Origin of the sequence: Paraflavitalea speifideaquila (genome assembly GCF_032395985.1) — a bacterium.
Lineage (GTDB): Bacteria > Bacteroidota > Bacteroidia > Chitinophagales > Chitinophagaceae > Paraflavitalea > Paraflavitalea speifideaquila.
Window position 1 is genome coordinate 1,331,564 of the sequence record NZ_CP135920.1, and the last position, 23,002, is coordinate 1,354,565.

General features: G+C 45.1%; 31 protein-coding genes and 3 pseudogenes. 27 read left to right on the top strand and 7 right to left on the bottom strand.

Features of this window, described 5'->3' with window-relative positions:
- Positions 1-77 precede the first annotated feature (77 nt).
- The 8 genes from RS881_RS09400 (at position 78) to RS881_RS09435 (ending at position 3,704) form a co-directional block, all read left to right on the top strand.
- A complete protein-coding gene (locus tag RS881_RS09400; RefSeq protein WP_315820842.1) occupies positions 78-329 on the top strand; it encodes a UbiA prenyltransferase family protein in 252 nt (83 codons plus the stop codon).
- A gap of 14 nt (positions 330-343) precedes the next feature.
- Positions 344-982, top strand: coding sequence for a UbiA prenyltransferase family protein (locus RS881_RS09405; protein ID WP_315820843.1), 639 nt, complete (start codon positions 344-346; stop codon positions 980-982).
- Between the two features lie 49 nt (positions 983-1,031).
- The gene (locus tag RS881_RS09410; protein ID WP_315820844.1) at positions 1,032-1,253 is read left to right on the top strand and encodes a hypothetical protein; all 222 of its coding nucleotides are present in this window, start codon (positions 1,032-1,034) and stop codon (positions 1,251-1,253) included.
- A 7-nt stretch (positions 1,254-1,260) separates the two neighbouring features.
- On the top strand, positions 1,261-1,491 hold the full coding sequence (locus RS881_RS09415; protein WP_315820845.1) for an FAD-binding protein: 231 nt from the start codon (positions 1,261-1,263) through the stop codon (positions 1,489-1,491).
- A 376-nt stretch (positions 1,492-1,867) separates the two neighbouring features.
- A complete protein-coding gene (locus RS881_RS09420) occupies positions 1,868-2,158 on the top strand; it encodes a hypothetical protein (protein ID WP_315820846.1) in 291 nt (96 codons plus the stop codon).
- 225 nt (positions 2,159-2,383) lie between these two features.
- Positions 2,384-3,115: an SDR family oxidoreductase gene (locus tag RS881_RS09425; RefSeq protein ID WP_315820847.1), complete on the top strand. Its 732-nt coding sequence runs from the start codon at positions 2,384-2,386 to the stop codon at positions 3,113-3,115.
- Positions 3,112-3,396, top strand: a complete 285-nt coding sequence (locus tag RS881_RS09430) for an HAD family hydrolase (protein ID WP_315820848.1) — start codon at positions 3,112-3,114, stop codon at positions 3,394-3,396. Before RS881_RS09425 ends, RS881_RS09430 begins: the two co-directional genes overlap by 4 nt.
- On the top strand, positions 3,393-3,704 hold the full coding sequence (locus RS881_RS09435; RefSeq protein ID WP_315820849.1) for an HAD-IB family phosphatase: 312 nt from the start codon (positions 3,393-3,395) through the stop codon (positions 3,702-3,704). Before RS881_RS09430 ends, RS881_RS09435 begins: the two co-directional genes overlap by 4 nt.
- A 139-nt stretch (positions 3,705-3,843) precedes the next feature.
- On the opposite strand, the gene RS881_RS09440 is transcribed toward RS881_RS09435, so the two are convergent.
- The 4 genes from RS881_RS09440 to RS881_RS09455 all read right to left on the bottom strand — a co-directional run bounded on the left by RS881_RS09440 (position 3,844) and on the right by RS881_RS09455 (position 6,566).
- Positions 3,844-4,446, bottom strand: coding sequence for a hypothetical protein (locus tag RS881_RS09440; protein WP_315820850.1), 603 nt, complete (start codon positions 4,444-4,446; stop codon positions 3,844-3,846).
- 208 nt (positions 4,447-4,654) lie between these two features.
- A complete protein-coding gene (locus RS881_RS09445) occupies positions 4,655-5,209 on the bottom strand; it encodes a T9SS type A sorting domain-containing protein (protein ID WP_315820851.1) in 555 nt (184 codons plus the stop codon).
- 2 nt (positions 5,210-5,211) lie between these two features.
- Complete coding sequence (locus tag RS881_RS09450; RefSeq protein ID WP_425476376.1) at positions 5,212-5,460, bottom strand: PKD domain-containing protein; 249 nt, start codon at positions 5,458-5,460, stop codon at positions 5,212-5,214.
- Positions 5,385-6,566: a carboxylesterase family protein gene (locus RS881_RS09455; protein ID WP_315820853.1), complete on the bottom strand. Its 1,182-nt coding sequence runs from the start codon at positions 6,564-6,566 to the stop codon at positions 5,385-5,387. Before RS881_RS09455 ends, RS881_RS09450 begins: the two co-directional genes overlap by 76 nt.
- Positions 6,567-6,862: 296 nt before the next feature.
- Here RS881_RS09455 and RS881_RS09460 point away from each other — a divergent pair, with 296 nt between their 5' ends.
- From RS881_RS09460 to RS881_RS09480, 5 genes are all read left to right on the top strand, one after another.
- Positions 6,863-7,741 carry an MFS transporter gene (locus RS881_RS09460; RefSeq protein ID WP_315820854.1) on the top strand — a complete coding sequence of 293 codons (879 nt, stop codon included), beginning with the start codon at positions 6,863-6,865 and terminating at the stop codon, positions 7,739-7,741.
- Positions 7,741-7,884 carry a hypothetical protein gene (locus RS881_RS09465; protein WP_315820855.1) on the top strand — a complete coding sequence of 48 codons (144 nt, stop codon included), beginning with the start codon at positions 7,741-7,743 and terminating at the stop codon, positions 7,882-7,884. The genes RS881_RS09460 and RS881_RS09465 overlap by 1 nt, the downstream gene beginning before the upstream one ends.
- Before the next feature lie 258 nt (positions 7,885-8,142).
- Positions 8,143-8,460, top strand: coding sequence for a DUF4136 domain-containing protein (locus tag RS881_RS09470; protein ID WP_315820856.1), 318 nt, complete (start codon positions 8,143-8,145; stop codon positions 8,458-8,460).
- Entirely contained in the window at positions 8,418-8,777 is a 360-nt protein-coding gene (locus tag RS881_RS09475; protein ID WP_315820857.1) for a DUF4136 domain-containing protein, read from the top strand. Before RS881_RS09470 ends, RS881_RS09475 begins: the two co-directional genes overlap by 43 nt.
- Before the next feature lie 28 nt (positions 8,778-8,805).
- The gene (locus tag RS881_RS09480) at positions 8,806-9,426 is read left to right on the top strand and encodes an outer membrane beta-barrel protein (RefSeq protein ID WP_315820858.1); all 621 of its coding nucleotides are present in this window, start codon (positions 8,806-8,808) and stop codon (positions 9,424-9,426) included.
- Between the two features lie 163 nt (positions 9,427-9,589).
- On the opposite strand, the pseudogene RS881_RS62235 reads toward RS881_RS09480, so the two are convergent.
- Positions 9,590-10,139, bottom strand: a pseudogene (locus tag RS881_RS62235) (YqgE/AlgH family protein).
- Between the two features lie 308 nt (positions 10,140-10,447).
- Here RS881_RS62235 and RS881_RS09495 point away from each other — a divergent pair.
- Genes RS881_RS09495 through RS881_RS09505 form a run of 3 tightly spaced genes read left to right on the top strand, consistent with a single transcriptional unit; the run spans position 10,448 to position 11,873 of the window.
- Entirely contained in the window at positions 10,448-10,723 is a 276-nt protein-coding gene (locus RS881_RS09495; protein ID WP_315820860.1) for a hypothetical protein, read from the top strand.
- Positions 10,723-11,079, top strand: coding sequence for a hypothetical protein (locus RS881_RS09500; RefSeq protein WP_315820861.1), 357 nt, complete (start codon positions 10,723-10,725; stop codon positions 11,077-11,079). Before RS881_RS09495 ends, RS881_RS09500 begins: the two co-directional genes overlap by 1 nt.
- Positions 11,043-11,873 (top strand): sensor histidine kinase, encoded by an 831-nt coding sequence (locus tag RS881_RS09505; RefSeq protein WP_315820862.1) that lies wholly within the window; start codon positions 11,043-11,045, stop codon positions 11,871-11,873. Before RS881_RS09500 ends, RS881_RS09505 begins: the two co-directional genes overlap by 37 nt.
- On the opposite strand, the pseudogene RS881_RS09510 reads toward RS881_RS09505, so the two are convergent.
- Together RS881_RS09510 and RS881_RS09515 are read right to left on the bottom strand one after the other, a co-directional pair.
- Positions 11,862-13,054, bottom strand: a pseudogene (locus RS881_RS09510) (S-adenosylmethionine:tRNA ribosyltransferase-isomerase). The gene RS881_RS09505 and the pseudogene RS881_RS09510 sit on opposite strands and share 12 nt — an antisense overlap.
- Positions 13,055-13,278: 224 nt before the next feature.
- The gene (locus RS881_RS09515; RefSeq protein WP_315820863.1) at positions 13,279-13,491 is read right to left on the bottom strand and encodes a hypothetical protein; all 213 of its coding nucleotides are present in this window, start codon (positions 13,489-13,491) and stop codon (positions 13,279-13,281) included.
- Positions 13,492-14,144: 653 nt separating this feature from the next.
- On the opposite strand from RS881_RS09515, the gene mraZ reads away from it, so the two are divergent.
- The 11 genes and pseudogenes from mraZ to murD all read left to right on the top strand — a co-directional run bounded on the left by mraZ (position 14,145) and on the right by murD (position 22,758).
- Complete coding sequence (gene mraZ, locus RS881_RS09520; RefSeq protein ID WP_315820864.1) at positions 14,145-14,534, top strand: division/cell wall cluster transcriptional repressor MraZ; 390 nt, start codon at positions 14,145-14,147, stop codon at positions 14,532-14,534.
- 1 nt (position 14,535) lies between these two features.
- Positions 14,536-15,393 (top strand): 16S rRNA (cytosine(1402)-N(4))-methyltransferase RsmH, encoded by an 858-nt coding sequence (gene rsmH, locus RS881_RS09525; RefSeq protein WP_315820865.1) that lies wholly within the window; start codon positions 14,536-14,538, stop codon positions 15,391-15,393.
- A 19-nt stretch (positions 15,394-15,412) separates the two neighbouring features.
- Positions 15,413-15,490 (top strand): hypothetical protein, encoded by a 78-nt coding sequence (locus RS881_RS09530; protein WP_315824414.1) that lies wholly within the window; start codon positions 15,413-15,415, stop codon positions 15,488-15,490.
- 120 nt (positions 15,491-15,610) lie between these two features.
- Complete coding sequence (locus RS881_RS09535) at positions 15,611-15,739, top strand: hypothetical protein (protein ID WP_315820866.1); 129 nt, start codon at positions 15,611-15,613, stop codon at positions 15,737-15,739.
- Positions 15,740-15,744: 5 nt separating this feature from the next.
- Positions 15,745-15,966: an FtsL-like putative cell division protein gene (locus RS881_RS09540; protein WP_315824415.1), complete on the top strand. Its 222-nt coding sequence runs from the start codon at positions 15,745-15,747 to the stop codon at positions 15,964-15,966.
- A 12-nt stretch (positions 15,967-15,978) separates the two neighbouring features.
- Positions 15,979-16,491 carry a penicillin-binding protein 2 gene (locus RS881_RS09545; RefSeq protein ID WP_315820867.1) on the top strand — a complete coding sequence of 171 codons (513 nt, stop codon included), beginning with the start codon at positions 15,979-15,981 and terminating at the stop codon, positions 16,489-16,491.
- Between the two features lie 8 nt (positions 16,492-16,499).
- Complete coding sequence (locus RS881_RS09550) at positions 16,500-17,840, top strand: peptidoglycan D,D-transpeptidase FtsI family protein (RefSeq protein ID WP_315820868.1); 1,341 nt, start codon at positions 16,500-16,502, stop codon at positions 17,838-17,840.
- Entirely contained in the window at positions 17,840-18,115 is a 276-nt protein-coding gene (locus RS881_RS09555) for a PASTA domain-containing protein (RefSeq protein ID WP_315820869.1), read from the top strand. Before RS881_RS09550 ends, RS881_RS09555 begins: the two co-directional genes overlap by 1 nt.
- Before the next feature lie 167 nt (positions 18,116-18,282).
- Positions 18,283-19,629: pseudogene (locus RS881_RS59220) on the top strand (Mur ligase family protein); the annotation flags it as partial.
- Positions 19,630-19,973: 344 nt separating this feature from the next.
- Entirely contained in the window at positions 19,974-21,212 is a 1,239-nt protein-coding gene (gene mraY, locus RS881_RS09570; protein WP_315820870.1) for a phospho-N-acetylmuramoyl-pentapeptide-transferase, read from the top strand.
- A gap of 205 nt (positions 21,213-21,417) precedes the next feature.
- Positions 21,418-22,758, top strand: coding sequence for a UDP-N-acetylmuramoyl-L-alanine--D-glutamate ligase (gene murD / locus RS881_RS09575; RefSeq protein WP_315820871.1), 1,341 nt, complete (start codon positions 21,418-21,420; stop codon positions 22,756-22,758).
- The last annotated feature ends 244 nt before the right edge of the window (positions 22,759-23,002 follow it).

Here is a 23,002-nt window from a genome sequence, read left to right on the forward strand (position 1 = left end):
ATTCCTGCCTGCCGATTGCCCCGGGGGCTTGCAGGGGCGCTTTTTGTGCTGTATCTTGTGCCCGGAATTGACGTTCAATGCGGGATTATATCAAATTATTACGACCTAAAGACTGGGCAAAAAACCTTTTCCTGTTCATCCCCTCTTTCTTTGCAGGTAAACTGTTTAACCCCTCGGAGTTCAAAGAGCAATTTTTGTTGCTGATTGGCGGCTTTTTTGCTTTTAGCTTCCTTGCCAGTAGTATTTACATTATTAACGATTACAGGGATGTTGAGGACGACCGCAAGCACCCCAAAAGAGCAAGCGGCCACTGGCCTCCGGCAAAGTAAAGAAAGGAACAGGATTGGTCATTTGTATCCTGCTGGCAATTGCCGGCCTGGGTATGAGTTACCTGCTTGACCCCTCCTTCAAGTTCCTGTTCATCACCGGCATTTATTATCTGCTGAACCTGGGCTACTGTTTTGGCCTGAAAAATATATCCATTGTAGATATCCTGATCGTGTCAACAGGTTTTGTATTGCGGGTAAAAGGAGGCGCTTCCCTGGGAAATATCCATATCACCGAATGGCTGGTGATCATGACCTTCCTGCTGGCCCTGTTCATGGCCATTGCCAAACGCCGGGATGATGTGATGCTGAAGGTTGCTACCGGCACCGATATGCGGAAAGCCATTAAAGGGTATAGCCTGGAATTCCTCAATACCCTGCTGGGGCTTTTCTGCGCCATCCTGATTGTTTCCTATATCAATTACACCGTATCAGGCGCCTTGTACAAAGAGTTTGGTCACCGTTTATATTATACATCCCTGTTCGTGATCGCCGGTATTATGCGATATTTGCAGATCACTTTTGTATTGAACAAAGCAGGCTCACCCACCGAAATCCTTTATAAAGACCGTTTTATTCAGCTTACCCTCGTTCTATGGATAGCCAGTTTTTATTTTATCCTTTATTTGAAGGATATCACTGTATTCGAAAAATAAAAACGACTATTCGCATGAAAAAGAAATTGCCAACTGGGGAAATTACCCCGTGATGGAAAGTAATGAACAACAGTTCAGCTTTGACGACCAGTTGCAGCAAATAGTGAAGACCACTAACGGCTTTATTCCCCGTGGTAATGGCCGTTGTTATGGTGATGCTTCCTGGGTGTACAAACCATTTCTACCCTCAAATACGATAAGATCCTTTCTTTTGATGTGCAGCAAGGGGTTTTTGAATGTCAGAGTGGCCTGGTGCTGGATAAATTACTGAAGTAATTGTGCCCAAGGGCTGGTTTCTGCCGGTAACACCGGGTACCAAATTTATTACCGTAGGGGGCGCCGTAGGCAGTGATGTGCATGGTAAAAACCACCACGTGGATGGCTCTTTCTCCAACCATATTGTAGATATGGATATTGTACTGGCCAATGGCCAGCTCATCACCTGCTCACCCACCCGGCATGTTGATCTTTTGAAGCAACCTGCGGCGGTATGGGCCTTACAGGGATGATCAGCCGGGTGAAATTCAGGCTTAAAAAGATCGAGACCTCCTATATCAGGCAAAAAAGCAGATCAAGGCAGATAACCTGGAACATATCATCCGCCTTTTGATGAATACAAGGATTATACGTACTCGGTGGCCTGGATCGATTGCCTCAAAAAAGGCAAAGGGTTTGGACGGAGTATCCTGATTTTGGGTGAGCATGCCACGGTGAATGACCTCAACGACAAGCAGCGCAAAGCCCCTTTGCAGCTGCCTAAAAAGAAACAGATCACTTTCCCTTTCAACCTGCCTTCCTGGGTACTGAATACCTTTACGGTTAAAGCATTTAACTTCCTGTACTACGGCAGGAACTTCAAAAAGGAGATCAACAATGTAGTAGGGTATGAGCCTTTCTATTACCCGCTGGATGCCATTTTGCATTGGAACCGGGGTATGGCAAAAAGGATTTATACAATACCAGTTTGTAGTGCCCATGCATGCCAAGCAGGGATTGATCGAAATACTGCAACGCATCAGCGATAAGGGCATTGGCTCTTTCCTGGCTGTGCTGAAAGTATTTGGCAAACAGGAAAGCATGATCTCCTTCCCCGAAGAAGGATATACGTTGGCACTGGACATTCCGGTACGTAAAGGGCTTTTGAATTCCTGGATGAGCTGGATCAGATCGTATTGAAATACGGTGGCCGCCTGTACATGAGTAAAGATGCCCGTATGAAACCCCAGGTGCTGGAAGCAGGGTATCCCCGCCTGGAAGAATTTAAAGCCATTGTAAAAAATATAACCCGGACGGTAAGATACGTTCTACGCAATCGGACCGGCTGCTGCTGACCTAGTGCCCCGGATGCCGGTAATTGGCAACAGTTTCTTTTACTTCTACTAAAACAATGTTTAGCATTTCATGTCGACTATTTTAATACTTGGTGCAGCATCTGATATGGCGATGGCCATTGCTAAAAAGTATGCGGCCGAAGGTCATGCCATTCAATTGGCTGCCCGCAATGTACAACGGCTTAAAGCCCTGCAATCGGATATCAGCATCCGCTACAATACCAGTTGTACAGCACATGAATTTGATGCGCTTAACTTCAACTCTCACCAGGCATTCTTCGATCAGTTACCAGTAAAGCCCGATATTACAGTATGTGTATTTGGCTACCTGGGCGAAAATGAAACGGCTCGTACGCATTGGGCCGAAAGTGAAAAGATCATCCATACTAACTATACAGGCGCGGTATCCATCCTCAATGTCGTAAGCAATTACTATGCTGCTCAGCATAAAGGGGTAATTGCCGGTATCAGTTCGGTAGCCGGTGAAAGGGGCAGGCAAAGCAATTATATCTATGGCAGCGCCAAAGCAGGTTTTACCGCTTACTTATCGGGCCTGCGCAACCGGCTATTCCATGAAAATGTTCATGTAGTGAGTGTGCAGCCAGGGTTTGTTTATACGCGAATGACAGAAAACATCAGCTTGCCGCCCTTATTAACAGCCCAGCCAGAGGCGGTTGCCAATACAGTGTATAAAGCCGTGGCGAAGAAAAAGAATGTGGTGTATGTAAAATGGTTTTGGCGGTGGATCATGCTGATCATCAAGCGTATTCCAGAATTCATGTTCAAAAAACTGAAATTGTGAGTCAGCTTATTGCATTTTTTGATTTTGATGGAACGATTACCACCAAGGACACCTTGTTGGAGATCATCAAATACAGGCATGGGAAAGCTAAGTTTTACCTGGGTTTCCTGTTGCACAGTCCTTACCTGGTTGCTTATAAGGCCGGCATTATTTCTAACCAAACCGCTAAGGAAAAGGTATTGAAGCTTTTCTTTGGCCGGGTGACGGTTGAGCAGTTTAGCCAATGTTGTACGTCCTTTGCTGCCGAGAAAATACCCGGCCTGTTGCGTAAAAAGCGTTGAAAGAAATAGAACAGTTAAAAAAAGCGGGCGCTGAAGTGGTGATCGTTTCCGCTTCTCCCGAAAACTGGCTACAGCCCTGGTGTGCAACCCTCAACCTGCCCCTGCTGGCTACTCAACTGGAAGTAAGTAAAAATAAAATCACCGGTAAGATAAAAGGGAATAACTGCCACGGGGAAGAAAAAGTACGCCGTATTAAAGAGGCATACGACCTCACAGCTTACAAAGAAGTGTATTGCTATGGCGATACCAGTGGCGATAAGCCCATGCTGGCGTTGGCTTCGCATGCGTTCTATCAGCCGTTTAGGTGATTATTGAATTATTGATTATTTTTGGTCTATGGACCGGCAAGTAAAGCACTCCTTGATTAGGCAGGAACCCAGAAGAGTCGTCAATAATCAATGCTCCTTGAGCTAAGTCATTTACTTTAAAAGGTGTTCAAACATATAGTCAAGGAATTAACCGGTGCTTTTGGACGATGCCTTCCAGCTTTTGTCTGTTATCCCATACCATTTTATAGATCCAGGTATAATGATCCTGTTGCCAGAAGTTGATCACCTGGAAGGTTCTCAATTCTCCGATGAACTGTACCAATGACCTGTATTCGAGGTAGCAAATCATTATATGGTACCAGGTGCTGGTACTGTCGCCACTACCTTGGGGAATAGCTGTTTTGGGATGAGGAAAGAGCGTTCTTATTTCCTTATACGCCCCCTCGCTTCCGGCAGCCGTGTCCAGAAACCAATGTAACTGTTCATGCAGGTAGGTAGCCAGTAACAATTCATCGTCTCTCAAGTGCCGGGTATTCAGGGTTAATATGGGATGGCTATGTGGAATTACATTGAATCCATTTTCAATAGTAACCGTATTGGTAAAGGTCCATCCCGACAGATCATATTCATTCATCAGTCGCAATAGTTGTTCTTTGGTTTGAACCTCCCGCGGATGATTTGTTTTCAGCATGATGTTAAGCGGGGCGCTGTTTTGTGCCTGGAGGCAGTAGGTAATCAGTAAGGCCAGTAGGGATGCTCTTATGGGTTTGGTTGCTTTCATATTGAATGGCTATTTAACCCAACGAATATAAATATTAATTCCGGCTGTCAATACTTAACAAACAGTCATAAAGAGCCAGGCCGCACAAAGCGGCCCGGCGGTGTAATCAACATTCATGGTTATGGTCTCGATGCAAAAACGTTTTATTGTTCATTGGTATTAATCAGCGTAATCCATGCCAATCAGCAAAATCAGCGATTATCTGCGTTTATTCCTTAATGATCTTCCTGATCTCTCGTAACTGGTTACCAATCGTTACTTCCACCAGGTAAATACCCGGTAATAGCTGCTTAACGTCCATCACGGTGGTGATCAATTCTTCCTTCTTCATCCACTGTTTCTGCAGTATGATCCGGCCATCCATGCTCAACAAGCGTAGTTGTAACAACCCTTTATGGTTATCATTTATCAGCACGGTGAGTTGGTCCTGGACCGGATTTGGGAAATACCCGAACTTTGCGGCTGCCCGGTTATTCTCAACCCGTACTACCGTTGAATATTGGGTGGTTTTTCCGCTGGCATTGACCAGTTTCAGGCGATAATACCAAACACCACCATATTCCTGGGCATCGGTAAAGGAATACTGTTGTTGTTGCAGGCTATTGCCGGCCGCTTGTACAGTTCCAACAGCTGTAAAGTTTTTGCCATCGGCACTGCGCTCAATATCAAAATGGTCATTGTCTTCTTCCTGTGCAGTAGCCCATACTAAGCGGGTTTGGCCCGATTGAGCACTGCCCTTGAACCAGGTTAATTTGGTTGACAAAGTCATAGCCGAAGAAAAACGGATACCAGGTCTTGAGTTTTGGCTCCCTTATCATCAGTCGTTTCCAGTTGAAACTGGTAAGTACCAACCAGCAGGTTGGTGAGATCGGGATTGGCTACTGCATCACTGGATAATGTATACACTGCAGGGCCGCCTATCTGGGTCCATTTGTAGGTCAATGCCGAGCCGTCGGGATCATAGGAATCACTGCCATGTAAGCTGGTAGAAGGTAGGCCCGTGGTAATATTGATGCCGGCTTCTGTAACCGGGGGATATTGGGTGCTGTTCCATTGATTGCGGTTATGGTGATGGTTTTCTTCACAAAATCGGCCCGGTCATCTACCACCGTCAATTCAAAAACATAGGTGCCAGCCGTAGTAAGGCCATTGATGCGGGTTAATCCATTGGTGGATACTGAATTGGTCAGGGCGCCGTTAACGGGCCCTGATACCTGTTTCCAGATATAACGTTGGATGGTGCCATCTTCATCGGTAGAACGGGCACCACTGAGATAAGCAAAGCCCGGCGAGGTAGAGATGGTGAAATTAGGACCAGTATTGGGTACCGGACGTTTATTCACCGGTTTGCTTTTGTCCTGTCCCAGCAACCATTCATATACGTTGGGATTTTGCCACCTGTATACCGTATCATAGGCCCTGTCCCAAACACCATGTCCGCCATCAGGCCAAATGGTTACATAGGCTTTTGCGGCTGCCCGGCAGTTATCATTGATGTAATTAACAATGGTGCTGGTACAGTTGGCCGGCGTGGTGCCATCATTTTGTGCATGGAAGGCCCACAAGGGTAAATTGGCTTCGGCAATTGGGCAGTACCCATTGGTTTGACAAGTAGGACAGCAGGGGGCTATCGCATTGAGTTGTTTGGCTTTTTCAACCGACTGGGCTGCAAAATCCCAGGTACCACCGCCACCCAAACTAAGTCCCAACAGGGAAATACGATTGGTATCTATATTGAGGTTGGCCTTGGCATATTTGATCATTTCTTCGGTATAGAAATTTTGCCACCAGCGATAAGAGTTGCTAAGCTGTGGCGCTAATACCAGGAAAGTTTGCCATTTACCATTCCAGAAGAAACGCATTTTATGACCGGCCTTAATGTATTTAGGAATACCATTTATGGTAACCTTTGGTAGCTCGGTGGTGCCGTTGCCACGTTCGTCCATGCCATGCAGGAAAATGATCAGGGGATACTTGGGGCCGGTGGGATTGTAATCAACAGGTGTGTACTGGTAAAAGCCGATTGATTCGCCATTGGTGGCAACCAGGCCTTTGGCTACCTGTTGTCCGGATACAAGTACAGACATAAGGATGCCTGCCATGAGTAAAGTGGTTTTCATAGAGGTTCGATTTTGGGTATAGAACAAGGGGCCGACTTTTCCCTGCGATGCCGGCCATTGCAGGGCGCCCCGATACGGATTAATGTACCTGCCCCAAAGCAACAATTACTATACCACTCGGCCTATTGACAGGTTACCATTGGAGAAAAGGCCGAAAATCGAGGGGTTTTGCAGGGGCATAGTAGATTTCACATGGAATAGCTGGTAGATTTATGGTCCGGAAAACAACATGCTGCAAAAGCTGGTCGCCTGCTTTTGATCTATCTCAATACCAGTGAGGTTATCTTTGCGCAAACATGATAAGTAACAAGCCCCTCATACATCGTATTGCCGCTTCCTGCTTCTTTTTTGTATGCGGGTTTGTATTTGCTACCTGGGCATCAAGGATACCTGCTATCAAAGAGCAGTTTAGTTTAAATGAAGCTGAATTAGGAGCTGTATTGTTTATGTTGCCGCTGGGCGCCCTGGTGGCTTTACCATTTGCGGGTTGGGCTGTTTCGGTACTGGGCAGCAGGATCATGAATTTTGGTGCTGCCATTAGTTACGTCCTGGTATTGATGTGCATTGGGTACAGTAATACCGTGTTCTTTTTGTCTGTTGCTTTATTCTTCTTTGGCTTTTGTGGTAATGTACTCAATATTGCCATGAATACCCAGGCGCTATTGGTACAGTCTGCAATGTATAATAAATCCCTGCTGTCTTCTTTTCACGGTTTATGGAGCATTGGAGCAATGATGGGGGCTGCGTTGGGAGGTTATACCATGAAGACGGGTGCTACTACCAACCAACATTTTATAATAGTGGCCATTATTGTGGTGCTATTATCCATCAGCGGTGTCTTCTATCTGATACGGAGGACGAAACCTGCAGGAGAGCAGAAGATATTTGCCTGGCCCGACAAAACGCTTTGGTTATTGGGGGCTATTTGTTTTTGTTGTGCTATTTGTGAAGGAGCGATGGCCGATTGGAGTTCGCTTTACTACAAGCAAGTACTGAACGATCTGCACCATGTAAGCACCACAGGTTATATGGTTTTTGCCTGCATGATGGCCTTGGGGCGCTTGGTAGGTGATGGGGTGATTGGCAGGTTGAGTTATAAAGGGGCTTTGATGTTGGATGGTGCACTCATTACGGCAGGCTTGTTATTGGCTACTATTTTTCTTATCCGCCGGTAGTGATCGTTGGTTTTGGATTGATTGGTTTTGGGGTTGCTACGGTAATTCCTATAGTATATAGTTTGAGCGCCAAAACAACTACTATGAGTACCAGCGCCGCCCTGGCAGCTGTGAGTACCGTAGGTTTTTCTGGTTTTTGGTAGGCCCGCCTATGATTGGTTTTATTGCTCATCAAACCGGACTGCGCTTTGCCCTGATGCTTTTATCACTGCTTGGGTTCATCATTTTGTGGCTATGCAGGAAGGTGAAGTAGGATTGCCTACATCTTATTTGATAAGATTTCGTTTATAATCCCCTGCATTTTAATATAAATTTAATTACTGTTATAGCCCTGTTAACTATCCCTTTGTGATAAACCCTGGCACCTCTTTTTCCGTCTAATAAGCGTAAAAAATAACGCAATGAAAAACATATTCTTAGCGATTAGCGCGGTCTCGATCATGGGATTGTTGGGAAGTTGTACCAAAGAACCACTGAACAACATCACAGAAGATGAAAGCCGCATTTACATTACCAACTACGATAGTTCGGCTGTTTTTAATCATTATAAAACATTCAGTATTGTAGATTCGGTATCCATCATCAATAATAATAAGCTGGATAAGAAAGCCCTGACGGATTTTGATGCTGCCGTTATAGCAAGTATCAAAAGCCGGATGGGGAACAAGGATATACGTTGGTTAATAAAAGCCAGGACCCCGATCTGGGTATTAATGTAAGCAGGATCTACAATACATATACAGGTATTGTAAGCTATCCTGATTATTGGGGCAGTTATTATGGTTATTGGGATCCTTTCTATTGGGGTTACCCGGGTTATGGTTATGGGTTCCCTGCTTATTATGGTACTTACCAGATCAGGGAAGGTGCACTTTCTATTGATGCGCTCGATTTGAAAGATGTAGGTACGGATAAAAAGATCAATGGTGTGTGGATGGGATTGGTTCGTGGATCGGGCATTTTCCGTACCCCTAATGTACCCAATCATATCAAGAGCCTGTTTGATCAGTCTCCCTATTTTAAAGCGAATCAATAATTCCACGAACAAAAAAAAGATTACAACAATGAAAACTTCCTATAAAATAATAGCAGTGCTGATGGCCGGTCTTTTTACAGCTGGTATGGCACAGGCGCAGGTGGGACGATTGAACGTAAATATCAATTATTCCATCAATACGCCCACCGGCGATTTTAAGGACTTTGTCAATAAAACAAGTTATCGCAGCTGGGCAGCCAGTCTGTTATATGGTATCAATGATAAACTGTCGGTAGGTTTTGGAACAGGGTTCCAGGATTTTTATCAGAAGTATCCACGTCAAGTATATAAGCTGGAAGGCGGTGGTGATATTTCGGCGGTGCTTTCCAATTCGGTACAAGCTATTCCTTTATTGGCACAGGTGCAATATAATTTCACGCCACAAGCCGCTGTGCAGCCTTATGTAGGTATTGGTGTGGGTGGTAATATCATCCTTTACCGCCAGTACCTGGGCGAATTTGGAAATAGCAAGAATAAGTTTGGCTTTGCGGCCAGGCCAGAAGCCGGTGTATTTATACCTTTTCGTAAAGGTGGTCCGGCTGGTATTACCGTACGGGCTGATTACAATTACATGCCGGTCAACTACAATGACTTAAAAGGAATGGATAACTGGGGCGCCGGTATTGGTGTAAAATTCCCCTTACAATAGATTTTTAGGTGCTGAAAGTTTGATGAGAAAGGCCCTGCAATTGATTTGCGGGGCCTCGTTTTTTATAGAAAGTAATTTGAAACCTATTTAATCGTCCATTAAGGATAATAGACGGACCAACCTATTCCAACAAATCGATTGCCGATTGCCGACTGCCACTGTCCTAATTCAATTGCGGGTCTATCGGGAAATTGGCCATCATTTCATAATCACCGCCCAGGTGCTTTAAGGCATCTCTCCAGATCTCGTCGGTATGCCGGTGAAATACCAGTTTCTGGGTGGCTTCGGTGGTCAGCCAGGAGTTTTCTTTTAATTCGTCATTCAGTTGACCACTGCCCCATCCGGAGTAGCCAATAAAGAACCGTATTTTATCGGGGTCAATCGATCCTTCGCGGATGAGATTGATAGCTGTTTCAAAGTCGCCTCCCAGTAAATATCGTCCAGTACCTGGAAGCTACCGGGAATGAGGGTGGGGTATTGGTGCAGGAAGTGGATGGTATCCATCTGAACGGGACCGCCGTAAAAACAGGTAGTTTCAGCTCGTCCAGGTCATTCATTAACTCATTCAGCGTGTGTTCATAAGCCCGGTTTAACACAAATCCAAAACTGCCTTCTTCCTGGTGATCACAAAGGAATACAACCGTGCGCATAAAGTTAGGATCTTTCAAAAAAGGCTCGGCTATCAACAAGGTTCCAGGTCCCGGTTTTATCATATTTCTAAATTAAGATTTATATACTGCTGGCAAAATGATTGTTTAAAAATGGGATTCGTTAAGTAAAACTTCATAAGTTAGCGGTTGGTACACCGGGAAAATGGGTACTGCCAGGGCACTCCGGAAGGAGTGATTTTGCTGTATCATGGTAAAACTTAGTTAAATCAAATCTTCCCGAATGGGTACCTATAGTGGTTCTGTAACCCATTTATTAAATTTGCCGATTGGAAATTACCTGCAGGATAAATTGACGATGACCGGGGCTCACTGTGTGGCTGAGATGTTGAGAAACAGGCAGGTAAATGGAAGTGGCGTTAAAATTATATCAGTTGCAATTACGGAAAGTATTTCCTATCATCATTGTATTGATCAGCTTATCGCTGATAGGAACCATTTATGTGCAGTACAACTGGCTGCAAACAATGTTGGTGGATAAGCAAGAAGAGTTTAAATACAAAATGACGCGCGGCATGGATGATGTGGGCAAACTGCTCATGGACCAGAAAGGCACCCTTCCGTCATTAAAAATTACCGTACCAAGCCCAATTTTACCTGGCCTTCCGAGCAGTTCCAGATGGAGCTGATGAAGCCGCCAACGATTGCGCAGAAGTTTACGGAATTTGAAGTAGAGGAAAAATTACGCAAGGCATTTGACAACCAGGGCTTGCATAGCCTGAAGTTTGAGTTTGCCATTACTTCCAATCTTAACTTACTTTCTTTTGAACTGAAATCGAGAGGATATATCAAGGCGGAGCAGGATATAGATACAGCCACCGGCAATAACCTGATGTTCATTTATATCTTCCAGCCTCCCAGCGGCAGTGACCTGGAAAACCTGGTGCCGGAAGAAATTATGTCGGTAATAGTACCGAACGTAAAAAAGATCATTCTGCAGCAGATGAAGTGGATGATTATAGGAGCCGTGTTTTTACCATCATGATCATAGCAGCTTTCTATGTGACCGTGACAGCCCTGTTGCGCCAGAAAAAGCTGAGTGAGATCAAAAATGATTTCATTAACAATATGACCCATGAATTCAAAACACCCCTGGCCACTATCTCATTGGCTGTTGATGCTTTAAGGAATGATAAAGTATTGCAGGATCGAACCAAGATGGATTATTTCAGCAGCATCATCAAGGAAGAGAATAAGCGGATGAACAAGCATGTGGAAACCATTTTGCAGGCAGCTGTTATGGACAGGCAGGAACTGCAATTGAATAAGCAGCCTCTCCATGTGCATGACCTGATCCATGAGATCATGGACAATTATACCTTGCAGCTGGATGAAAAGCAGGGCAGGGCCGACCTTAACCTGAGCGCCCGCCAGGATTATATAGAAGCTGACCCTGTGCACTTCCGTAACCTGATCTCCAACCTGATAGATAATGCTGTAAAATACTCCAAGGAAAACCTGGTACTGAAAATAACTACTCATAGCACCAATAAGAACCTGGTGATCAGGGTGGAGGACAATGGTATAGGTATGACAAAAGAAACGGTGCGTCGCATCTTTGAAAAATTCTACCGGGCTCATACCGGTAACCTCCATAATGTAAAGGGATTTGGACTTGGCCTTAGTTATGTAAAAACCATCGTTGATGCCCACAATGGAAAGATCAAGGTGGAAAGTATACTGGGCCGTGGTTCGGCATTTACCTTAGAGTTGCCCTTGCTCAAGAAAAAAGCGGTTAGCGAAACAGCAAGCATCCATCACCATAACTTAGAAACCTGAATTCATGTTCCAGCGCATACTGGTACATTTTTTCCAATTGTCTCCTGCAAAAGCTGCTACCAGTAATAACAAGGTAGATTGCGGCTGGTGGAAATTCGTTACCAGGGCCTTGGGAATACGAATGGTATAACCTGGGGTGATCAATAATTGAGTTTTGGTGATCAGTCGTTCCCATCGTTGTTGACCCATATATTGCAAAAGGGAAGTCAGGGCTTTCTGTACAGAGATATGGGAAGCCTCCAATTCATAAGCATCCCATTGATGAATAACCAGTTCTTCGGGTTTCAGAGAGGGATGGAGGATGGTTTTCACGCCCAGCCAGTACAGGCTTTCTACTGTACGCAAAGAGGTGGTTCCTACCACTGTGATGTGCTTATTGGAATAATCAATAAGCTGTTGTATCAGGGTAGCTGGCACATCGATAAATTCGGCATGCATATGATGCCCTTCCATTACATCGGCCTTTACTGGCTGAAAAGTACCCGCTCCTACATGCAGGGTTACATAATCCCGCAGGATATGGCGGGCATCCAGTCGTTCAAAAAGTTCATCCGTAAAATGCAGGCCTGCAGTAGGTGCTGCCACCGAACCTTCGTTGAGGGCATAGATGGTTTGATAGCGGGTGGCATCCGATAGCTCGACCGATCTTTTGATGTAAGGAGGCAGGGGGATCATACCTGCCAGGTGTAATACTTCGGCAAAGCTGAGATGGGCTGGTGTCCAGGAAAGCTCAATGGCAAAGCTGTCCTTTACTTTCTCCAAGTATTTGGCGCGTAATACAATGGTTTCGTTGCCATGGGGATACGTTTGTCCAATACCTGGCCGCTTTTCCATTTGGAGGCTCCACCGATCAGGCACATCCAGGTGACGCGTTCTTTTTGCGTCATGGCCGTGGTAATATCGGGGTATTGTGGATGTGGTTCCAGGCAAAAATACTTCAATGGATGCTCCGGTGGGTTTTTGAAACAGTAACCTGGCTTCTACTACCCGGGTATTGTTGAATAGAAGGAGTGAATCAGGGGGAGGTATTGGTCGAGATTACGGTAAATATCTTCCCGGATCTTTCCATCCTGGTTGATGAGGAGCTTGGACCCATCTCGCTCGGGCAATGGATACTTGGCAATCCGTTCTTCCGGTAATTCGTATGTAAAATCTTTAATGGCTAAACTTTTGGGATGCATAGTGGGTACGGCCTAATAGCCGTAGTTTTTATCGCTTTGATTTAGGTACTACCAGTTTCAGGCCACTCCATTGTTCATTCACTGCACATACTTTGATATCTACCAGGTTATGCTGTAAGGCATATTGGCGGATATGCTCTTCATTGAGATCGGTTGGTATGCCTGCACTTTTTTATACCAACTGACCCAGGTAATAACGGATGAGTTGCTTTTATATACCGCTTTCAATTTGTGCATTTCTGATTCGAATTGCTTTTGGCTGGATGCAAACAGGTGAATGAGATCGGGAATGTCTTTTTACCGACGACCTGGCCTTGAATATCAACTTCCAATAAATCCATGTAATTGGCGGGCGCCTGTATTAAGCGCACTTTCATGTTTTCCTTAATACCCAGTTTTTTCAAAAGTGGCGTACCTGAATAACCTGCTGTTGCCATACCGGGGATTTAGTGGGAATAATCCTGGTTGAGTTGTCTCCGCAAATTTACTGGCCACCGGGCATATCAGCCAATCTTCCCCGAAAGAAGGCCAATTCTTCTCCTTTTCCTCCTCTTTACCTCCTTGATTTGTAGCTTATTCTTAAGGTCTACTTAGGGTATTCCTAAGAAAAATACCCTTTAATAACCTTAAAAATACCTTAAGAAAACCCTAGGATGACCCTAAGATGATAGGCTCTTCTTAGTACCTAAATAGGAGGAAATCCCACTCTTCAGACAAAGAAAAGGGGCGATTAATCGGAGCCAGGTGTTGGAGAAAAGGGATGTAAATCCAGGAAAATAGGCAATGCACATTGAAGCGGGGCTTTCCCACAGGATATGCACACTAATTCACGGTAAATGCACAGGATAAAAGCTCCCGCCTGAACTACGGGGGCTGTAATGGTGATGCAGGGCCAGTTGTATGTAAATCAAGACCTGTGGAAAAAATAAAGTTTCCAAATCCACGTTAGAAAGTGGGAAAATGTGTTATTTTGTGGTAATTAAAAGCGATAGGTAGTTAAGTGGTTAGAAATGAATGGCTTTCTAGGTGAATATGAAGCAACTTTAGACGCAAAGGTCGCTTCCTCTTACCGGCTGGCTTTAAAAAGCAGTTGCCGGAAGAGGCAGGAAGCCAGTTTGTTATTAACAGGGGGTTTGAAAAGTGCCTTACGCTATACCCCATGAAAAGCTGGGACCCTATATTCTCCGAATTGGGCAAATTGAATGATTTTGATCCGAAAGTTCGGGAATTCAGGAGATACTTTCTAAACGGGGCGACGGTGCTGGAGCTGGATGGTGCAGGACGATTGCTGGTGCCGCCCAATTTGAAAGATCATGCCGGACTGGAGAAAGACATTGTGCTGGTGGCGGCTATGAACAAAATTGAGATCTGGGATAAGGATAAGTACCAAAAGTTCTTTGAATCTTTTTCACCCGAGTCCTTCAGTCAGTTGGCTCAACAGGTGATGACGGCCAGCAGCCTGCCGGGAAATCAGCATTAAGATGATGAGTGAAAATGAAAACCATAACGCTGATCCCTCCGCTGCCTCCGGCAATCCGGATTATCATATTCCGGTATTGTTGAAGGAGACGGTAGATGGGCTGCAAGTTCAACCCGATGGCATTTATGTGGATTGCACATTTGGTGGAGGCGGTCATTCCGGAGAGATACTGAAAAGGCTTGGTAGGAATGGACAATTGCTGGCATTTGACCAGGATGCAGATGCAAAACGGAATATGCCGGATGATCCCCGGATCATCTTTGTGCCGCATAATTTCCGGCACCTGCAAAGGTTCCTGCGTCTTCATAAGATTGCACAGGTAGATGGTATCATGGCCGATCTTGGCGTAAGTAGCCACCAGTTTGATGAGGCTGACCGCGGTTTCTCTATTCGTTTTGAAGGTGATATGGATATGCGAATGGACAAGCGGCAGGAGTTGACAGCTTTTGAAGTGGTAGATACTTACGACGAGCAAAAATTGCACAAGTTGTTTGAGCAATACGGTGAGGTGACCAATTCCAAAACACTGGCCCGGGCCATTGTACAGGCGCGGCAAACAGTGTCGCTGAAAACAATTGCCAATTTTAAACAAGCTGTCCAGGCGGTGGTGAAAGGGAATCCCAACAAGTACTTTGCCCAGGTATTTCAGGCTTTGCGCATTGAAGTGAATGATGAATTGGGGGCTTTGAAAGAAATGCTGCAACAAATTCCTTCGCTATTAAAGCCCGGAGGCCGTGTAGCCATTATTACCTTTCATTCGCTGGAAGACAGGATTGTAAAAACTTTTTCCGGAAAGGTGACATGGATGAGGATGAGTCGGCCGATCCGTTTGGACGGAATGTTCCCGCATCTCCGTTGAAAGTAATTACCAAAAACCAATCACAGCTGCACCGGAAGAGTTAAAGCGCAACCCGCGTTCGAGGAGCGCCAAGTTGCGCGTAGCTGAAAAAGTGTGAGTTCTTATCATCAAAATAAAGGGTATAATTTCCAATGTCTGTATGAAAACCGAGTGAACATTCAGCAATTTCATTAGCGGTTGGGTGGTTAGTAGCTGCTCAACCGCTAGTCTTAAAATCATGAGTGAAGAAAAAGAACAAGCAGGTGTAAAAGAAAAGAGGCCCAAACGGGAGCGGAAGCGTTTGTTCAGCTATCGCTGGATCGTAAAAACATTCCTTTCTTCCTGTTCCTCTCGGCCCTGGCGGTAGTATACATTTATAATGGACACTACGCGGATAAAACCATCCGCAATATCAATAAAGTGAGTAAGGAGTTGAAGGAGATGCAGTATGAATACAAAACACTGAAAAGTGAAGTGATGTTCCGGAGTAAGCAAAGTGAGCTGGCCAAAGCAGTAGCGCCATTGGGATTGAAGGAGTTGGTAGTACCTCCGATCATTCTGACAGATTCAATCGATAAAGCAAAAAGTGAGTAACAGCAATAGCAAGTGGAAGTCAAACGCGATATATTATGGAGGGTGTACCTATGCTTTATCGGCATAGTAGTGTTTAGTGTGGTGATTTTAGGACGCGCCGTATACATTCAGCAGGTACAAGGCAGTTACTGGATAGAACAGGCCAAAGATCAGCAACAACGTTTTGTGGAAATAGATGCCGAGCGGGGAACGATCTACAGTGAAGATGGGGCCATGCTTAGTACCTCGATACCGTTCTTTAATATATACATTGATTTCATGGCCGAGGGGCTGAGGGAAAAGAGCGGTAAGCGGTTTAAAGACAATATAGATTCCCTGTCGATCAGCCTGGCTGAATATTTTAAAGACAAGACAGCGGTGGAGTACAGGACCTTATTACAGAATGGATATCGTAAAAAGGACCGCTATTTCCTGTTCAAAAAGAATCTTTCGTTCCAACAATATAAGGCCTTGCGTACGATGCCATTGGTTAAGCAGGGAAGGGATAAAAGCGGTTTTATTCCTGAAGTAAAGATAAGCGCCTGAACCCATATGTGTTGCTGGCTAATAGAACGATCGGATTGTCGAGAGAATACATTGACAGTGATGGGAAGATCAAGAATACGAATGTCGGTTTAGAGAATACCTATGATACGGTGTTGAAAGGAGAGAGTGGCAAGCGGCTGATGCGGAAGATAGCGGCAGGGGTATTGGTTCCGGTAGATGGCTCTGAAATTGAACCGCAAAATGGAAAGGATATCATTACTACGCTGGATGTGAATATACAGGATATTGCTGAAAACGCCTTGCTCAAGGTATTGACAGAGAATCAATGTGAGTATGGAACCTGCCTGGTAATGGAAGTAAAAACAGGTAAGATCAAAGCGATAGCCAATCTGGGTCGTAGAAGTGATGGCAGTTACTGGGAGGATATGAATTACGCTATCCTCGCGTCGGAACCGGGATCAACTTTCAAGCTGGCGGGTTTGCTGGCGCTGTTGGAAGACAAGTATATCTCATTGGATCAGCGGATAAATTTGGACGGTGGGGCCTGGAATATCAATGGCCGGACGGTATATGACAGTGAGAACCATGGATATGAAGTGTCGATAAGAGAGGCTTTTGAAATGAGCTCCAATGTGGGGATGGCTAAGATGGTGGTGGCTAACTACTCAAAAAAGCCCCTACAGTTTGTAGACCACCTAAGGCGGATGCGGTTTGATAAGCGCTCGGGTATTGGCTTGATGGGGGAATCGGCGCCAGTTATTAAAACGCCAAAATCGAGAACCTGGAGTGCTACCTCGCTGCCCTGGATGAGTTTTGGATATGAGGTGCTGGTAAGTCCGCTGCAATCATTGATGTTGTACAATGCCATTGCCAATGATGGTAAAATGATGAAGCCTTACCTGGTACATGCGATAAAAGAAAATGGACTGGTGATCAAGGAAAATCAGCCCGAAGTGTTGGAGCAGGCTGTTTGCAGTGAGCAAACATTGAGGTTGTTGCAGGGCGTTTTAAAGGGGGTGTGTAACGATCCACATGGAACTGGTTTTACTTTATTCAAAGGAGCGCCTTATGCAGTAGCTGGTAAAACAGGTACTTCCTTAATGGCCAACGGAAGCAGGGGATATGCGGATCATATTTACCAGTCATCTTTTGCAGGTTATTTTCCGGCCGATAATCCACAATACAGCTGCATTGTGGTAGTACGGAATAAGCCCTTTGCCAGGTTCTACTATGGGGCCAAAATAGCAGGCCCGGTATTCAAGGAACTGGCTGATAAACTGTATGCAGTCAATGCAGATAAGGACAAAAAGGTGCTTCCCTGCAGTGCACCCAAAAAAGACAGCTCTTTTATTTATATGCAGGTGGCGCTGAAGACATGCAGCAGGTAATGAATACCCTGCAGTGGAAGTATAAAGATTCTGTGGGCGCCAATGAATGGACAAGGTTATATGCTGTGAACTATGCTCCGGTATTGAACGGCCAGCCGGTATCTAAAAAGAATATGCCCGATGTACGGGGTATGGGATTGAAAGATGCTTTATTCCTGCTGGAAAATATGCAGGCAAAAGTGGTGGTAAAAGGCAGGGGTAAAGTGAAAACGCAAAGTGTAGAACCAGGGGCGCTCTTTGTAAAGAACCAGCCCGTCACCATTGAATTGAATTAATCAACCATAATGCTGATCGCACCCTTTGGGCAACCAGGGTAATAAAATTGTATGGCAGTTTTACAGGACATATTATATAAGGTAAGGATACGCTCGGTACACGGAAACGTTTCGGTGCCGGTGAATGCCCTACATATAGATTCCCGTAAAGTGACTACAGGTGATGTATTCATTGCCATCAAAGGCGTAGCTGCCGATGGGCACCAGTATATTGACCCTGTAATAGAAAAAGGGGCTGTGGCCATTGTATGTGAAGAGATGCCCCAAAATCTGCAGGAAGGGATTACTTATGTGCAGGTAGAGAACAGTGGTGCGGCTGCCGGATTTATGGCGCATAATTTCTATGGCCAGCCTTCGGAGCATGTAAAGCTGGTAGGAGTTACAGGTACCAATGGAAAAACCACCATTGCTACCCTGTTGTTCAAATTGTTTTCAGGATTGGGATATAAGTGCGGCTTATTGAGTACGGTTCAGAACCATATTGGGAATGAAGTTGTAGAAGCTACCCATACTACCCCCGATGCCATCAGCCTGAATGCCTTGTTGAAACAAATGGTGGAGGCAGGATGCACACATGTGTTCATGGAAACGAGCTCCCATGCCATTCACCAGCACCGGATAGCGGGATTGAAATATGCAGGCGGTCTGTTCAGTAATATTACCCATGACCACCTGGATTATCATAAAACGTTTGACGAGTATATACGGGTAAAGAAGTCATTTTTGATTCGCTCTCTTCTGAGGCATTTGCCATATCCAATGCGGATGACAAAAGAGGCCCCGTGATGTTGCAGAATACGCCGGCGCACAAGTACTATTATAGTTTGCGTACCATGGCAGAGTTTAAGGGAAAGATACTGGAGAATGGACTGACGGGGCTGGTGATGACGATCAATGACCAGGAAGTGCATTTCCGGTTGATCGGTGAGTTCAATGCTTATAACCTGCTGGCCGTATATGGCGCTGCTATATGCCTGGGGGAAGACAAGTTTGAAGTGCTGCGGGTATTAAGTGAGCTTAGCGGGGCTGAAGGGCGTTTTGATTATATCATCTCTGCTAAAGATAGGGTGATCGGTATTGTGGATTATGCGCATACGCCGGATGCGTTGCTCAATGTACTGGCCACTATCAAAGGATTGCGGAAAGGGCATGAGCAGATCATTACTGTGGTAGGCTGTGGTGGTGACCGGGATAAAACAAAACGACCAGTAATGGGAGAAGTAGCCTGTGAGCACAGTGACCGGGTGATCTTTACCTCCGATAACCCCCGCAGTGAAGACCCTGAACAGATACTCCGGGATATGGAAACGGGATTGAATACGGCGGCCAAAAGAAAATTCATCGCCATTGTGGATAGGAAAGAAGCCATCAAAACAGCCGTAAACCTGGCAGGACCGGAAGACATTGTGCTGATAGCAGGCAAGGGGCATGAAAAATACCAGGAGAGCAAAGGGGTGAAACATCCATTTGATGACAAGCAGGTGCTGATAGCAGTATTTAAGTTATACGAAAAATAGGTTAGGTAGGAAAGACCGAAAGACCGAAAGACCGAAAGACCGAAAGACGGGAAGACGGGAAGAGGGGAAGAGGGGAAGTAAAACCCAGTAGTAGTGAAATGCTTTCGGACTTTGCGGACTTACTGACTTACGGACTAAAAAATCACGGACGGTTCCCAATAGCTAAGAGTAAAAAAGAGCAGAGGAGTAGTTAAGAGACGACATGTAGAAAAAGAGATGCAAGAAGATCGAAGAAACCCTGAACGAAAGTAGCTTACCTCTTTCTCTCTTTCTGTTCTTTAACTCTTAGTCAAACAAGCCAACATGCTGTATTCATTATTCGAATGGTTCAAAGAAATGGGGTGAAATTTCCGGGTAGTGCGCTGTTTCAGTTCATTACTTCCCGGGTATTGATTGCGGTGATCTTATCGTTGGTGATCTCGGCTGTGTTTGGTAAAAAGTTAATTAATTACCTGCTTAAAAGGCAGGTGGGAGAAACGGTTCGTGACCTGGGACTGGCAGGTGAGCAGCAGAAGAAAGGAACGCCTACCATGGGCGGGTTGATCATTATCCTGGCGATACTGGTACCCACGCTTTTACTGGCTGATCTGCACAAAGCCTATATCCGGGTAATGATCTTTACTACCATTTGGTTGGGTATTGTAGGTTTTATTGATGATTACCTCAAGTTGAGGGCCAAAAAGATTGCCCAGCAACAAGGGATACCATATAAGAAAGGTGATAAGGACGGTTTGGCAGGATGGTTTAAAATATTAGGCCAGGTTGTTTTAGGTATTGTGGTGGGAACGGTTTTGATGTTTAATGACAATACGAAGGTGTGGCGGGAATATACAGGGGTGGTGAAACCAGGTGACAGTTCGATTATTAAAAGGACGCTTGACGGGACGCCCAAATACTTTGTAGAAGCCAATGAGCCCATCACAACTATTCCTTTTGTAAAATCGCACGAGTTCAACTATTCCAAGTTGTTGCCGGAAGCGGCCAGGGGGCTTACCTGGATATTGTATGTGATTGTAGTAATATTCATCATAACGGCTGTTTCTAACGGCGCCAATATTACGGATGGAGTGGATGGACTGGCGGCGGGTGTAAGCGCCATTATAGGCGCCTGTTTGGGCATCTTTGCCTATGCCAGTGGTAACCTCCGGTTTGCGGAATACCTGAATATCATGTACATACCCAATCTGGGTGAGCTCTCGATATTCATTGGTGCGCTAATCGGGGCCTGTGTAGGGTTTTTATGGTACAATGCCTATCCGGCACAGGTGTTTATGGGCGATACGGGCAGCCTTACGCTGGGTGGTATCATAGCCGCCCTGGCCATCATAGTGAGAAAAGAATTGTTGATACCCATATTCTGCGGTGTGTTTCTGGTGGAGATATTGAGTGTGACGCTGCAGGTAAGTTATTTTAAATACACGAAAAAGAAGTATGGAGAGGGGCGACGGATATTCCTGATGAGTCCCTTGCATCACCACTACCAGAAACTGGGATACCATGAATCGAAGATTGTGACGAGGTTTTGGATTGTGACCATATTGTGCATCGTGTTTGCGATAGTAACCTTGAAGATCAGGTAAGTTAGTATCATAGATAGTAGTTAATAGGTTCTGCCTCTGATCAGTAAGTACAAAAGTTCCTCTTACGAAAACCAACATAGTAGTTAGCGTAGTTGGAGTAAAGTTCAAACTACCGAAAAACCCCTAATCCGATTCGTGGATATTTCCAATGAACTGGCCTGATAATCATGCAGGCCAATGATCCGTAAATGATTTTGGCAGATACATGAGTAAACGTTTGGTCATACTGGGAGCTGGTGAAAGTGGAGTTGGTGCAGCCATATTGGGCAAGCAGCAAGGCTATGATGTTTTTGTATCTGACGGAAAAGGAATCAAAGACAATTACCGGGATGAGCTGGAGTCTTATGACATTTCTTATGAAGCTGGGCAGCATACAGAAGATAAGATATTAAATGCCGATGAGGTGATGAAGAGCCCGGGCATACCCGAGAAGAATGAGTTGGTGCAAAAGATCAGGCAAAAGGGTATACCGGTGATCAGTGAAATAGAATTGGCGTACCGGTATAAAGGCGATAGCAGGATCATTGGAATTACGGGCAGCAATGGAAAGACGACTACTACATCGCTTGTATTCCATATCTGTAAAGTGGGAGGTATGGATGCGGCGTTAGTAGGCAATATCGGTTATTCATTTGCTAAACAAGTGGCGCTGGATCCCAAGCCACTCTATGTAGCCGAGATCAGCAGTTTTCAATTAGACGATATACAGACTTTTAGACCGGACATCGCCATATTGACCAATATCACTGAAGACCATTTAGACAGGTATGATTACCAGTTCAGGAACTACATCAACAGTAAGTTCCGGATCGTGGAGAATCAAACAGCAAATGATTTTTTTATTTATTGTGAGGATGACCCTGTGACCATGCAGAACCTGGGGCATTTTACTATTAAATCTAACCCACTACCATTCACTATGAGCAGAGAAATTAACCGCGGCGCTTTTATTCAAAATGGGAAAATGACGATCGCAGCAAGTGATGAGAAGATACAGATGAGTATTTATGATTTTGCCCTGAAAGGGAAACACAATCAATATAACACCATGGCTGCAGGTATTGCCGGCTCAACGATCGGTATCCGTAAGGAAAAGATCCGTGATGCTGTACAGACATTTGAAAGCCTTGAGCACCGGATGGAACCAGTGTCAACGGTACGTGGGGTGACCTTTATCAACGACAGTAAGGCTACTAATGTGAACAGCACCTGGTATGCGCTGGAAAGTATGGAAAAACCTACGATCCTGATCCTGGGTGGGGTAGATAAGGGCAATGATTATTCATTATTGAGTGAACTGGTCAAGGAAAAGGTAAAGGCAATTGTTTGTATGGGATTGGATAACCGCAAGATCCATGAGGCATTTCAGCATGAAGTTTCAGTAATGGTGAATACAAGCAGTGCCCGGGAAGCAGTGCAGGCTGCCTTTCACCTGGCCAATAAAGGAGATATTGTATTGTTAAGTCCTGCCTGTGCCAGTTTTGACCTGTTCAAGAATTATGAAGACAGGGGCGAGCAGTTTAAGCAGGCGGTAAGGGATTTGTAGTTGATTTGGGAATGTGGGAATTTGAAAACCAGAGAATGTTTTTGTAATGGGTGAGAGGTGAAATGGGAGGCGTGAAAAAGGGGCTTTGATTGGGGAGTGATTTGAAGACGAAGCGGCGATACCTTTCGTTTTCGTAGTAAGGGAAAGGTGGCACCTCTGAATAGAGTAAAGGGATGGATGAGTATAAAAAGAGATGAGTAACTCAAAAGATATGCGTTTTGATGAGATGGCTTCTATTGGAAGA